This is a genomic window from Xanthobacteraceae bacterium (assembly GCA_019454205.1).
Taxonomy (GTDB): Bacteria; Pseudomonadota; Alphaproteobacteria; order Rhizobiales; family Xanthobacteraceae.
The window spans coordinates 2,732,405-2,745,654 of sequence record CP075369.1; the positions used below are offsets into that span (position 1 = coordinate 2,732,405).

15 protein-coding genes are annotated in these 13,250 nt (G+C 62.8%); 7 read left to right on the forward strand and 8 right to left on the reverse strand.

Annotated features, from left to right (window positions below; translation table 11 throughout):
- Positions 1–108 precede the first annotated feature (108 nt).
- A complete protein-coding gene (locus KF794_13775; protein QYK44810.1) occupies positions 109–1,287 on the reverse strand; it encodes an acetyl-CoA C-acetyltransferase in 1,179 nt (392 codons plus the stop codon).
- Between the two features lie 226 nt (positions 1,288–1,513).
- Here KF794_13775 and phaR point away from each other — a divergent pair, with 226 nt between their 5' ends.
- Entirely contained in the window at positions 1,514–2,074 is a 561-nt protein-coding gene (gene phaR, locus KF794_13780) for a polyhydroxyalkanoate synthesis repressor PhaR (GenBank protein QYK44811.1), read from the forward strand.
- A 50-nt stretch (positions 2,075–2,124) separates the two neighbouring features.
- Here phaR and KF794_13785 read toward each other — a convergent pair whose 3' ends face one another.
- Positions 2,125–3,870: a bifunctional diguanylate cyclase/phosphodiesterase gene (locus KF794_13785; protein ID QYK44812.1), complete on the reverse strand. Its 1,746-nt coding sequence runs from the start codon at positions 3,868–3,870 to the stop codon at positions 2,125–2,127.
- A 169-nt stretch (positions 3,871–4,039) separates the two neighbouring features.
- On the opposite strand from KF794_13785, the gene KF794_13790 reads away from it, so the two are divergent.
- The gene (locus KF794_13790) at positions 4,040–4,297 is read left to right on the forward strand and encodes a hypothetical protein (protein ID QYK44813.1); all 258 of its coding nucleotides are present in this window, start codon (positions 4,040–4,042) and stop codon (positions 4,295–4,297) included.
- Positions 4,298–4,301: 4 nt separating this feature from the next.
- Here the strand turns inward: KF794_13790 and KF794_13795 are convergent, their stop codons facing one another.
- The 3 genes from KF794_13795 to mtgA form a co-directional block, all read right to left on the reverse strand.
- The gene (locus tag KF794_13795) at positions 4,302–4,658 is read right to left on the reverse strand and encodes a hypothetical protein (protein ID QYK46712.1); all 357 of its coding nucleotides are present in this window, start codon (positions 4,656–4,658) and stop codon (positions 4,302–4,304) included.
- Between the two features lie 83 nt (positions 4,659–4,741).
- Entirely contained in the window at positions 4,742–4,927 is a 186-nt protein-coding gene (locus tag KF794_13800; GenBank protein ID QYK44814.1) for a 50S ribosomal protein L32, read from the reverse strand.
- 102 nt (positions 4,928–5,029) lie between these two features.
- On the reverse strand, positions 5,030–5,809 hold the full coding sequence (gene mtgA / locus KF794_13805) for a monofunctional biosynthetic peptidoglycan transglycosylase (protein ID QYK46713.1): 780 nt from the start codon (positions 5,807–5,809) through the stop codon (positions 5,030–5,032).
- 185 nt (positions 5,810–5,994) lie between these two features.
- On the opposite strand from mtgA, the gene KF794_13810 reads away from it, so the two are divergent.
- Positions 5,995–6,903, forward strand: coding sequence for a polyprenyl synthetase family protein (locus tag KF794_13810; protein QYK46714.1), 909 nt, complete (start codon positions 5,995–5,997; stop codon positions 6,901–6,903).
- Complete coding sequence (locus KF794_13815; protein ID QYK44815.1) at positions 6,903–7,580, forward strand: DUF1345 domain-containing protein; 678 nt, start codon at positions 6,903–6,905, stop codon at positions 7,578–7,580. The genes KF794_13810 and KF794_13815 overlap by 1 nt, the downstream gene beginning before the upstream one ends.
- Here the strand turns inward: KF794_13815 and ispG are convergent, their stop codons facing one another.
- Both ispG and KF794_13825 read right to left on the reverse strand, forming a co-directional pair.
- Entirely contained in the window at positions 7,581–8,843 is a 1,263-nt protein-coding gene (gene ispG / locus KF794_13820; protein QYK44816.1) for a flavodoxin-dependent (E)-4-hydroxy-3-methylbut-2-enyl-diphosphate synthase, read from the reverse strand.
- Positions 8,840–9,328, reverse strand: coding sequence for a transcriptional repressor (locus KF794_13825; GenBank protein QYK44817.1), 489 nt, complete (start codon positions 9,326–9,328; stop codon positions 8,840–8,842). Before KF794_13825 ends, ispG begins: the two co-directional genes overlap by 4 nt.
- Positions 9,329–9,403: 75 nt before the next feature.
- Here KF794_13825 and KF794_13830 point away from each other — a divergent pair, with 75 nt between their 5' ends.
- Together KF794_13830 and KF794_13835 are read left to right on the forward strand one after the other, a co-directional pair.
- A complete protein-coding gene (locus tag KF794_13830; protein QYK44818.1) occupies positions 9,404–10,525 on the forward strand; it encodes a patatin-like phospholipase family protein in 1,122 nt (373 codons plus the stop codon).
- Between the two features lie 38 nt (positions 10,526–10,563).
- Entirely contained in the window at positions 10,564–11,100 is a 537-nt protein-coding gene (locus KF794_13835) for an O-acetyl-ADP-ribose deacetylase (protein QYK44819.1), read from the forward strand.
- On the opposite strand, the gene KF794_13840 is transcribed toward KF794_13835, so the two are convergent.
- Positions 11,087–12,028 (reverse strand): ROK family protein, encoded by a 942-nt coding sequence (locus tag KF794_13840; GenBank protein QYK44820.1) that lies wholly within the window; start codon positions 12,026–12,028, stop codon positions 11,087–11,089. The genes KF794_13835 and KF794_13840 overlap by 14 nt on opposite strands.
- Before the next feature lie 134 nt (positions 12,029–12,162).
- Between KF794_13840 and KF794_13845 the strand changes: the two genes are divergently transcribed.
- Entirely contained in the window at positions 12,163–13,221 is a 1,059-nt protein-coding gene (locus KF794_13845; GenBank protein QYK44821.1) for a hypothetical protein, read from the forward strand.
- The last annotated feature ends 29 nt before the right edge of the window (positions 13,222–13,250 follow it).

The following is a 13,250-nucleotide window of genomic DNA, read 5'->3' on the forward strand; positions in this document are numbered from 1 at the left end:
GCGGCCATCCTTCTCCCGATACCATTCTTCAAGACGACAATGCCCGGGACAAGCCCGGGCATCACGTTATTTAGTCGAGGAGACGTTTTTGATTTTGTGCGTTGCGTTTTAGTTTCTCTCTACGCAGAGCGCGATACCCATGCCACCGCCGATGCAGAGCGTGGAAAGCCCTTTCTTCGCGCCGCGGCGTTCCATTTCGTGAAGCAGCGTGACGAGGACGCGGGCGCCGGAAGCGCCGATCGGATGACCGATGGCAATGGCGCCGCCGTTCACGTTCACCTTGGCCGGATCCCAGCCCATGTCCTTGTTCACGGCACAGGCTTGCGCCGCGAAGGCTTCGTTGGCTTCGACCAGATCGAGATCCTGCACGTTCCAGCCGGCTTTCTTCAGCGCCGCGCGGGATGCCGGGATCGGACCGGTACCCATGATCGACGGATCGACGCCCGCCTGCGCCCACGAGGCGATGCGGGCGATGATCTTCTTGTTCTGTTTCTTCGCTTCGCTCTCCTTCATCAATACGAGCGCTGCAGCGCCGTCATTGATGCCTGAAGCGTTGGCGGCCGTGACCGTGCCTTCCTTGTCGAAGGCAGGCTTCAGCTTCGCCATGGCGTCGAGGGTCGCGCCATCGCGGATGTATTCGTCGGTATCGAATACGATGTCGCCCTTCTTCGACTTGATCGTCACCGGCACGATCTCGTCCTTGAACTTGCCGGCCTTCTTCGCGGCTTCGGCCTTGTTCTGCGAGGCGACCGCGAACTGGTCCTGCATTTCGCGCGTGATCTGCCACTGCTTCGCGACGTTCTCCGCCGTTCCGCCCATGTGGTAGCCGTTGAAGACATCCCACAACCCGTCGCGGATCATGGTGTCGATGAACTTCACGTCGCCCATGCGATGACCCGCGCGCAGATGCGCCGCGTGCACCGAGTTCGACATGGACTCCTGACCACCCGAGATAACGATCTCACTGTCGCCGTTCATGATCGACTGGTAGCCGAGCGCGACCGAACGCAGACCCGAACCGCAGACCTGGTTAACGAGCCACGCAGGGGTTTCGTTCGGAAGACCCGCTGCCTTCGAAGCCTGACGCGCAGGATTCATGCCCTGCGCGGCCGTCAGCACCTGACCAAAAATGAGTTCCGAAACCTGTCCCGCCTCGACGCCTGCGCGCGAAAGCGCGGCCTCGATCGCGACTTTTCCAAGCTCATGCGCAGGAATGCCCGCCAGCGAGCCGTTAAAGGCTCCGACCGGGGTACGCGCTGCGCCGACAATCACCACTCCGTCCGCCATTTCCTGTTCCTCGCTGATCGCTTTGTTTTTCGCTGACTTGCTGCCGGCGCCGTCCGTATTGGACCCCGGCCACCAGCCTGTTGCCAATAGCCTATATAGGCCGGTTGTTGCTGTGCGTCATTCGTTTACCGGCATTGCACAAAGCGGTAGCCGCACCGCGGGAAAAACCCTAAGCTGTTGAAAGTTCAGCGGGGGAAACGCTCTGCGTAGCGTGAGGGAGTAGCGAATGGCCAAGCCGCAAGAACCGGTAACGATCAAAAAATACGCCAACCGGCGGCTCTACAACACGGGAACCAGCGCCTACGTCACGCTGGAAGACCTCGCCGTCATGGTGAAGTCCGGCGAGGATTTCGTGGTCTACGACGCCAAGACCGGCGAGGACATCACCCGGTCGGTCCTGACCCAGATCATTTTCGAGCAGGAAGGCAAGAGCGGGCAGAACCTTCTGCCCATCAACTTCCTGCGCCAGCTCATCCGCTTCTACGGCGACTCCATGCAATTGCTGGTTCCGCGGTATCTCGAAACCTCGCTCTCGCATTTCACGCAAGAGCAGGAAAAGTTCCGCGAACAGATGGGCAAGACCTTCAACATTCCGGGCTTCGGTGCGTTCGAGGATCAGGTGAAGCGCAACATGGAGATGTTCCAGCGCGCCTTCACGATGTTCCTGCCGACCGCGAAGGACAACGTCACCAACCCGCCGCCGGAAGCGGCCGGCGGCGACGACATCGACTCGCTCAAGCGTCAGGTGTCGGAGATGCAAAAGAAGCTCGACAAGATCGGCGAGTAAGCGATCCGGAAACGAAAACAAAAAGCGGACCTCACGGTCCGCTTTTTTTCTTATGCCGTTTTCTTCTGCGCGTTTGCAGGCACTTCTGCACGTGCCGGCATCCCGGTCAGCGCGCCCTGCAGATAATCGCAGCCCCACGCCAGCAGCCATTCGGCGACACTGTCGGTCTGCACGAATTCGGCGACCGTTTCTATTTTGAGATCCTTGGCAAGCTGCAGGAGCGCCTTCACGAAGGCGCGGTCGTCCACCGCCGTGTCCAGATTCTCGACGAAAGAGCCGTCGATTTTCAGCATATCGACGCCGAGCTTCCTGAGGTTGCGGAACGAGGTATAGCCCGCCCCGAAATCGTCGATCGCGACCTTGCAACCCTTGCTGCGGACATGCGCCACGAAGCGATAACTCGCTTCCACGTCCTGGATCGCAGCCGACTCGGTGATTTCAACAATAAGGCGCGGGGCAATACCGCCCTGCACTTCCGCTGCAAGCGCCGACATCCAGACGTTGTCATGAATGGTGGCGGCCGAGACGTTGATCGAAACGCGCAATGCCGGGTCGGCGCGCAGCTTCTCGCATGCGAGTTCGAGCACGCGGTGATAGATCAGGCGCACCAGATCGAGCTGCTCGGCGACGTTCACGATGGTCTTCGCGTCCACCGCGGCACCCTCCGCATCGCTCAGGCGTACCAGACACTCGTGAAACGCGATCTCGCGCGTACGGGTGCGGACCACCGGCTGCATCGCAATGCCGACACGGCGCTCGTTCAGCGCGGCGACGATCAGGTCGGTGATGCGCAGGTTCTCGCGGCGGCGCTGCTGGTTCTCGACATTCGGCTTGTAGGCGCGGAACGAACCCTTGCCCGCAGCCTTCGCTTCGTCGAGTGCTTCATGCGCATGCGCCATGATCTCGCTGACGTCGCGCGCATAACGTGGCGCGACCACGCCGCCTGTCGTGACGGAAAGCACCAGCGGACCTGCGGAAGTCTCGAACGGCGCCTCGCGCACCGCGTTCACGAACCGCGCGCCCGCTACCATGAGGTCGTCAGGACTGCATTCGCGCACAAGGATTCCGAACTTATTGTCGGAGAAGCGGCCGATCAGATCCTTGCCGCGCTTCTTTGCGCGCAGCCGCTCCGAAATCGCTGCAATCGCCTGGTCGCCGACGCCGAAACCGTAGGAGCGGTTGAAGTGCGAAAGATCGTCGATGCCGACGATGAGAAAACCGAAGCTGGTTTTGAACTTCTCCGCCGATTCCAGTTCTTCCTCGATCGCCTTGGTCAACACGACGCGATTGAGATCGCCGGTCAGCGGATCGGAAGCGGAAAGCCGCGCGAGTTCTTCCTCGCGCTGATGCTGTTCGGTGACGATACGCACCAGACCCTCGGCGCGCGCCGGCTTGCCATCGGCGGAAGCGAACCAGCGGCCGCTGTCTTCGATCCAGCGGCAGTCTTTGCCCTGCGGACACTTCAGCGCATAGCGCAGCTTGTAGGAAACGCCCTCGCCCTCGTCCTTGCGCGCATCACCGAACACGGTGTCGTGGCGATTTTGCCAACTTCGCGGATCGAGCAGGCCCGCAAAACCGCGGCCTGTTGCAAGTTGTTCGGGAGCGGCAGCGAGCAAGGATTGCGCATTCTCGCTCCAGATCAGTTCGTCGGATACGCAATCCCACGCATAAGCAGCCTCGCCGCTTGCAAACAGTGCCGTCATCACGCGGCCGGGCGCGAGACTCGTCTGCGTTGCGGCGGTGGGTTCGCCGGTAACCGGCATCAGCCGCGACGAACGCGTGGGTACGACAGCCATTAGGCTCCCCGGATTTTTTCTTTCGTTGTCCGTTACTTACCCGCCTGCCGTTAATTCCCGGTCACCCCTCATCCTTAACGAACTGTTGCGCCATGGAACGAAGCGGCCGGTCCACCGCTTGCAATGAATAGGAGGCAAAAACAAACAACGTCCCGGATCGAGACACGCCATGAACGCCAACAACGAGAGCGAAAAGAAGAGCGAATGCCGCGCACTGGTCGCGCTCGCCCCGCAGGATCGCTCCGTGCGCATGGCCGGCGCGTTTCCGGCCGCGCCGTTCCTCGTACAGTTAACGGCCAACGTGAAGGGCTTCGATATTTACCGCGTGAAACGCCGCGCCGACCCGGAAACCTGCGCGGTCACCTATCGCGCAGCGAACGAGCGCCCGGCGAACACACGCGAAAGCCGCACCGTCGCCTGGCTTTGACGAATTAAGGCTGCGAAGGGTCGATCGAGAAATCGCGCCGCGCGGTGCGCACTGCCACCGACCAGCCGCCGAGCACATCGACCAGCGAAATCAGCAACAGAATTGCAAAGGTCGAGGTCGCGGCCTGCTTCACCAGCAGGAACTCGACCAGCGCGCCGATGAAGATCACCGTCGAAAGCAGGTGATCGAACAGCGAACGCGCGGTGTTGCGCGCCGCTTTCAGCACTTCGAAGAAAAGAAGAAATAACGCGAAGGCGATCAGCAGGTCGCCCGCGCTCACCGCCCATTCGACGCCCGACGGCATCGGCACGCCGAACACGCGGTCGGTCCACGCCACGCCGGGCGTGAGGAACGCGACCATGTTGTAGATCGCGAACGCGATGAGCAGCAGCGGAAAGGCGACCAAGACCGGCCCCCGTGATGCATTCCTGTAGCGGAGATCGCTCAGGCTTCGCCCTTCGGCTTCAGGATCTGGCGGCCCTTGTACATGCCCGACTTCAGATCGACGTGGTGCGGACGGCGCAGTTCGCCCGAATCCTTGTCTTCGACATAGGCGGTCGTCTTCAGGGCATCGGCCGAGCGGCGCATGCCGCGGCGCGAGGGCGAGGTTTTTCGCTTGGGAACGGCCATTTTCGTCTCCGGAAACGGCCTCGGGTCGGAAGGACCGGGCCGGCAGGTCTGATCTGGAAGTGGGGGCTTATAGAGGATCAGGCCGGGGGCCGCTAGTCGCGATTATCGGCCCGGAAGGACGCAATACGCTCGCGATCCGAGGCTCTGGGCACGGGCGGAGCGCTTGGTCGCAGCCGCCCGCAGCCGGGGACCGGGCCTGCCGGGGTTGTAGAGGATCGGGTTCGGGAGCGCCCCGGCGAGCAGGTAGGCCTCCTGCGAGGAGAGTTCATCCGCGCTCTTGTTAAAGGCCCTCCGCGCGCCCGCTTCCACGCCGAATTCGCCGTTCGGACCCCATTCCGCGATATTGAGGTAGATCTCCAGCATCCGCGGCTTCGACCAGACGAGGTCCATATAAAGCGCCAGCGGAATCTCGATCACTTTCCGCACATATTGCCGGCCCGGCCAAAGAAACAGGTTCTTCGCCGTCTGCATCGGGATGGTGGACGCACCACGCGAGAAGGAAAGATCGCCGAGGTCGTCGGCATCCTCGATGACGCTGAGCAATTCGCGCCAATCGACACCATGGTGCGTACAGAAGCGCACGTCCTCGCCGCCGATCACCGCGCGGATCAGGTCGGGCGAAATCCGAGAGAGCGGCACCCAGTGGCGCTCGACGCGCTGGAACGTGACCCAGCGCCATATCATCAGCGTCGAGACCGGCGGCACGACAATATAGAGTGGCACCAGCACGACCGGGATCAGTGCAATCACGATCAATACGCGCAGGATACGCCCAAGCCACGAACGCCGCGGCGGGGCGATGCGGTGCGGACGCGCGTTCGAGTATTCGTGCTCGTAGGAATAAGGAGCCGCAGGCGGCGGGCTGCGGTGCGGCCCGCCCATTGGCGGCGCGGCGTTCGAAGGCGGCGGGTCCGTTTCCATGCGGCGCGCATTAGACCGGCCGAGCGGGTGCATCGCAAGCAAAACCCTGCTCAATCGTTTGACGCGCAACGGGAAACGCGGCACGACCGCAAGACAAGAGCAACACGACCGACGGAAAACGCTTGGACCACTCCGGTCTTTTCGAAATGCGCCGCACATCGGCGCTGGTGCGCATCGAGGAAGCGCTCGAAGAAGCGCTGACTACGGATTCGCAGCCCGGCGAAATCGCGCGCCCTGCGCGCCTGCGCGATGCCATGGCCTATGCCGTGCTCGGCGGCGGCAAGCGCATCCGTCCGCTGCTGGTGCTGGAAAGCGCGGCGCTGTTCGATGCGCCGTTCGATTTCGCGCTCCACAGCGGCATCGCCTTCGAACTGCTGCACGGTTATTCGCTCATCCACGACGACCTGCCGGCGATGGACGACGACGACACGCGGCGCGGCCGGCCATCCCTGCACCGGGCCTTCGACGAAGCGACCGCCATCCTCGCAGGCGATGCCTTGCAGACGCTCACCTTCGATATTCTCTCACGCGAGAGCACGCATCCCGATCCGGTGATCCGCGCGGCACTGGTGCAGTGTCTTGCGAAGGCATCCGGCATCGGCGGCATGGCGGGCGGACAAATGCTCGACCTAGAAGCGGAAGGCCGCTTTGAGCGCAGCACGCCGCGCAAACTATCGCTGGAAGAAATCACGCGGCTGCAACGCATGAAGACCGGCGCGCTGCTGGCCGCGTGCTGCGAAGCCGGTGCAATTCTCGGCAAGGCCTCCGCGCGCGAAACCGAATCGCTCAGGAATTACGGCCGCACCATCGGCCTTGCATTCCAGATCGCCGACGACCTTCTCGACGCGGAAGGCGACACCGCGAGCGTGGGCAAGGCGGTCGGCAAGGACGCGGAAAAGGGCAAGGGCACCTTCGTCTCGCTGCTCGGCCTCGACGGCGCGAAGCGCGAACTCGGCAAGCTCGTGATGGAGGCGAAGGATTCCCTCAGCACCTTCGGTGAACGCGGACGCTGGCTCCGCGTTATTGCGCAATACATCGCGGAGCGGAAATCCTGATGGCGAAAAGGCCACAGAAGTATCGCGCGGGAATGTTGCAGCGGCAGGTGCTCGCCCACGCGCGAATCCTTATCGCGATTGCAGTGGGCATCCTTGTCTGGTTTGCCGCGCGAAACTTCCTCCCCGTGACGCGCTTTCTGGTCGCTTGGAATGCAGCCATCTGGCTTTTCCTGTTGCTGGTCCTGAAAATGATGGCAACGGCCAGCATAATCGACCTGCGCAGGCGCGCGGGAATGGAGGAAGAAGGCAGGGTCGCGACGCTTGCGGTCGTCACCGCGGCCACGGCAGTTGCATTGATCGCACTTGGCTTCGAACTTTCCGATGCCTTGCAGGCGAATGCACAGGACAAGCCGCTGCGCGTCGCCATCGCACTCGCGGCGATCTTCGGTTCATGGCTGTTCGTGAATTTCGTGTTCGCGCTGCATTACGCACACGAAGTCTACCGCACGAAACTCAGCATCGGTTCGCTGGACTTCCCGAACGAGAAAGAACCGGACTATTGGGATTTTCTTTATTTCGCGATGGTGCTCGGCACCACGTTCCAGACTTCCGATGTCGAAATCCGCTCGCGCGTGTTGCGGCGGACGGCGATGGTGCAGGGGCTGGTCGCGTTCCTGTTCAACACCGCGATCATCGCGCTGACGGTTAGCGTCGCCTCGAAATTGCTCGGCGGCTGATCATTCCGCGGCCGGTTTGTGCGCCGCGCCGCCGAAACGGCGCGCGACATAATCTTCCACCAGCGCCTTGAAGTCGGCGGCCAGCGTTGGCCCGCGCAGCGTTACGGCTTTCTTGCCGTCGATGAACACCGGCGCGGCGGGCGCTTCCCCGGTGCCGGGCAGCGAAATGCCGATGTCGGCGTGCTTCGATTCGCCGGGACCGTTCACGATGCAGCCCATCACCGCGACGTTGAGCGTCTCGACGCCGGGATATTTCTGCTTCCAGGCCGGCATGCTGTCGCGGATGTAGGACTGGATTTCAAACGCGAGTTCCTGAAAAACCGTGGAAGTCGTGCGCCCGCAACCGGGGCACGCCGCGACTAGCGGCACGAAGGTGCGAAAGCCCATCGTCTGCAACAGTTCCTGCGCCACCTGCACTTCCAGCGTGCGGTCGCCGTTCGGCTCCGGCGTCAGCGAGATGCGGATGGTGTCGCCGATGCCCTGCTGCAAAAGAATGGAGAGCGAAGCGGCCGAGGCGACGATGCCCTTCGACCCCATCCCGGCTTCAGTCAAACCGAGATGCAGCGCATAGTCCGAGCGCCGCCCCAGATCCTGATACACCGCGATCAAATCCTGCACTGCGGAGACTTTCGCCGAGAGGATGATCTGCTCGCGCTTCATGCCGAGTTCTTCCGCGCGCGACGCCGAGATCAGCGCCGACTGCACGAGCGCCTCCCGCGTCACCGCGCGCGCTTCGATCGGCGCGGCGGACTTCGCGTTCTCGTCCATCAGGTGCGTGAGCAGTTCCTGATCGAGCGAACCCCAGTTCGCACCGATGCGCACGGGCTTGCCGTGCTTCAGCGCGATTTCGATGATCGAGGAAAATTGTTTGTCGCGTTTTTCGCGAAAACCCACGTTGCCCGGATTGATGCGGTACTTCGCGAGCGCTTCCGCGCAGGCAGGATGATCGGCGAGCAGCTTGTGGCCGATGTAGTGGAAGTCGCCGACCAGCGGGACGTTGAGGTTCATCTTCAGCAACCGCTCGCGGATATGCGGCACGGCCGCCGCCGCCTCGTCGCGGTCCACCGTGATACGCACGATCTCGGAACCGGCACGGAACAGCGCCGCCACCTGCCGCACGGTCGCATCCACGTCCGCGGTGTCGGTGTTGGTCATCGACTGCACGACGATGGGCGCACCGCCGCCGACGATGACGCCCCCCACATCCACGGGCACGGACAAGCGCCGCGCCGATGCACCAAATCCCAGAACGCTCGCGTTCATCGCTTCGCTTTCTTGCGGCACGCTTCGCAGGTGCCGCTGACTTCAACCACGGATGACTTCGGCTCGAACCCGGCGGCCTTCGCCGCCTTGGTTACGTCGCGTGCGAAGGCAACGGCCGGCATCTCCGCCACCGTTCCGCATTTCTCGCAGAGCAGGAACATCGCCGGCTCCGCGCGCAGGTGCCCGCTGTTGCAGGCAAGGAATGCGTTGCGGCTTTCGATCCGGTGCGCGAGTTGCTCGGCGACGAGAAAATCCAGCGCGCGATAGACCGACATCGCGGGCACCGCCTCGCCCGCCGCCGCCAGCTTGTCGACGATTTCATAGGCGCCGACCGGCGCGTGGCTTCCCGCCAGAATTTCGAGCACGCGCCGCCGCAATGGCGTCAGCCGCAAGCCGCGAGTGCCGCAGGCTTTCTCGGCGCGGGACAGCGCGTCCTCGACGCATTGGCCGTGGTCGTGCCCCGGCGCGGGAAAAGGTTTGTGCATGGATACAGAATATCAGGCGGGAAGTGCCTAAAACCAGCCCTTGCAGACTTTGCTGCGGCGCACAATATATGCCCGATGTTGCCATTTCGGCAAACCCTGCGTCAGCCAGAGGCCGCCAGCGGCCCCATCCGTCTGGGCTGGCTGGAACTTCCCGAACTGAGGAGCCGATTCGTGGCCACCACCAAGCCGGTCAATCTGGCCCTGCAAGGCGGCGGCGCGCACGGTGCGTTCACATGGGGCGTGCTCGACCGCCTGCTCGAAGACGAGCGGCTTGGCATCGAGGCCATCTCCGGTACCAGCGCGGGCGCGATGAACGCCGTGGTGCTGGCGTCGGGCTATCAGAACGGCGGCCGCGAAGGCGCGCGCGAAGCGCTGGCTAAATTCTGGCGCGCGGTTTCGCGCGACGGACGCCTCAGCCCGCTCCAGCGCGGTCTCATGGACCGCCTGCTCGGCAACTGGTCGCTCGACAAGAACCCGATGTTCCTCGCGATGGATGTCGCGACGCGCTTTCTCTCGCCCTACGACTTCAACCCGTTCAACATCAATCCGCTGCGCGACGTGCTGGAACGCGAAGTGGATTTCGAGGCGCTGCGCAAGAACCGCCGCATCAAGATTTTTCTCTCCGCCACCAACGTCCACACCGGCAAGGTGCGCGTGTTCAGGAACAACGAGATCGACGCCGACGTGGTGATGGCTTCCGCCTGCCTGCCGTTCCTGTTCAAGGCGGTGGAGATCGACGGCACGCCGTACTGGGACGGCGGCTATGTCGGCAATCCGCCGCTGTTTCCTTTTTTCCGTCCGGGCGAATCCGGCGACGTGCTGCTGGTACAAACCAACCCGGTCGTGCGCGAGGAGACGCCGCAAAGCGCGCGGGACATCTGGAACCGCATCAACGAGATCACCTTCAACGCTTCGCTGGCATCCGAATTCCGCGCGATCGGTTTCGTCAGCCGCCTCGCCCGCTTCAATGTGTTCCGCCGGATGATGGGCAAGAAGCTGACCGACGTGCGGCTGCATCGCATCACGGCTGGCGACAAACTTACCGAGCTGACCTCCAGTTCGAAGTTCACGGTGGAATGGTCGTTCTTCGAACACCTGCGCGACATCGGCCGCGACGCCGCGAGCGAATTCCTGAAGAAGAACTACCGCGCCATCGGCAAGCGCTCCACGCTCGATCTGCGCGCGGAAGCGGCCTGAGCCTTTCGCGCACGGCCGCGCTCGCCTAGCATCGCGCGATGAGCGAATTCTCCGCTGAACGAAACGGCACGCGCTTCGAGATCGTCACCGGCGACATCACGAAACTCGTCCGCGACGCCATCGTGAATGCAGCGAATAATTCATTGCTCGGTGGTGGCGGCGTGGACGGCGCGATCCATCGCGCGGCCGGCCCGGAATTGCTGGAGGAATGCCGCGCCCTGCAAGGCTGCGCGACCGGCGATGCCAAGATTACCAAAGGCCATCGCCTGCTCGCGCGCCATGTAATCCACACTGTCGGCCCGGTCTGGAATGGCGGCGACAACAATGAAGATGCACTCTTGGAAAGCTGCTATCGCCGCTCGCTTAAAATCGCACGTGACCACCGGCTGCAATCCGTCGCCTTCCCCGCAATCTCGACCTGCGTCTATCGCTTCCCGATCCACCGCGCGGCGCAGATCGCGGTCCACACTTCGCTACGCGAAGCGCGCGGCATCGCGAACGTGACGTTCTGCTGCTTCTCGGAAGCGTCCGCGCATCATCACCGCGATGCGCTGCAACGCCTTACTGCGGGGTGAGCGAAGCGCCCTGCGCGATGCTGGCCGCGCCCAGCAATCCCGGCATTGAATGTAATACGAGGTGGAGCGGGATCGCATCGAGCCGCCCTTCGTAGGGCGGATGCTCGCGATAGTTCGCGAAAAACGGCGACTCCGCGATCAGCGGCGCGAGCGAACGCACCACGCCGCCGGCCAGGAAAATCCCGCCGCGCGCGTCGAACGCCAGCGCGAAATCGCCAACGATGCGTCCAAAGATGCGCAGGAACACGGAGATCGTCTGGCGCTCCTCGTCCAGCCCCTCCGCCGCGTCCGCGATGATCTGTTTCGGCCGCGCGTCTTTTCCGTGCAGCACGCGATGCAGCCGCGCGATGCCTTCGCCGGACAAAATGTGCTCGACCGTTACCGAGCCGAGATCGCGCGAGAGCGAATCCAGCACCGCCGCTTCTTCCGGCGTGGTCGCGCCGAAGCGCATGTGTCCCGCCTCGCTCGGAATGACGCTGGCCTTGCCGTCGGCGTAATGCACCGCCGCCACGCCGAAGCCCGTGCCCGGACCGAGGATGAGTTGCGTCGCGCCCGGCACCGCCTCGCCCGCGCCGATCTGCATGGTGTCGGATTCGCGAAGACGCGGGATCGCATAGGCGGCGGCCGCGAAATCGTTCACCACGGTCAGTTCGCGCAGGCCGAGCTTCTCGGAGAGCGGCTTGCGCGCGAACGACCACGGATGATTCGTCAGCACAATCTCCTCGCCATCGACCGGCGCCGCGACCGCAAGCACCGCACGCCGCGGTCTTGGGCTGGCGCGTTCCAGCGTATGCGCGAGATAATCGGAAAGATCGCCCGCTTCCATGTTGGAAACGGATACGACAGATTCATAGGCGCCGTTCGCGCCGACAAGAGCCGTCCGCGTCGTGGTGGCGCCGATATCTGCGATTAGTGCTGCGTGCTGCATTTGGCCAAACTCTGCTTCGCCCGCGCGGTATTACCGATTAACAGCAAATTGCCTTGCGTCCTACTAAATAAATCCTCTTGGTAGGTTCGGCGGATGATTATAATTTTGCGGCAACGCAATATCGCGAGGCGGTGATGAGAAAAATATGTCCCGTTCTGGCGCTGCTCGTCTGCATGTTGCCCGCGCATGCGCAGAACCTGCCGAAGCTCGACACCAACCAGAATTACGTCGAGGAGCTGAGCCGTAACGCACCCGTTACCGACCGCATGGAAGTGCTGCGTTATGTGCTGCAGGCACTCCCCGAACGCGTGAAAGTCTATCCGACCGAAAACTATTATTACTTCTCGTTCAACTCCGGCGGCGTGCGCTACGCCGGCAACATCCGTCTCGACGCTAGCGACCGCGACGAAGGCAAGCTGCACTTTGCCTATTACATCGATTATGTCGGCTGGAAGCCGGAACTGCCGGGCATCTATGCGCGCCTCGGCCGCGAAGAGAATGTCATCGTCGAGAAGGTGGAAGCGTTTCTCTATCGCGTGACCTTCGGCGGCAAATCCGTGCTGTTCGAACTGAACGATCTCTCGAACGTGAAGCCGCCGGAAGCGGCGCTCGCCCCGGACGAGCAATTCCTCGGCCCCGTATTCGACGAATCCGGCACGCGCTTCTTTCTCGTCTTCAATAAGAAGCTGAAATTCTTTCTCTACGTGCTGGATGAAACGGTGCCCGTACACGACCAGTTCAGCCGCGCCGAGTTCACCGACCGCATCCTGATCGGCACGCGAACCGGCTTTGCCTATTACCGCGATACGCAGCGCGAGCGGAAAATCCTGATCGGCGTGTTCGAGGCCAACGCGCTCGCCAACAATTACTTCGACGGACCGTTCGACCAGTTGCCCGACAATTTCCTGAAAGGCGACGAACTGCGCGATGCGATTCTAGAAGTCGCGCCGGAACTGAAAGGCAAGATCGACCGCTTCGGCGGCAACCCGGACGGCTCCGAGCGTTACCTGATCGCGTCCTACGCGCTCTATCGCGACGTGAAGGACCTGCTCCCTGTCCATCAGTGTGCGTCGGGACGCCGCGACCGCCGCCGCGACTATTACGAGTGCTTCGTCATCGACGAAACCGAGACGCCGCCCGATGTGCCGGGGCAGAAAAAGGTCAATCCGAAGGGCAAGGGTGCCCCGCGCTAGGCGGTTTCTTGCAGGCGGCCAAACCGGCT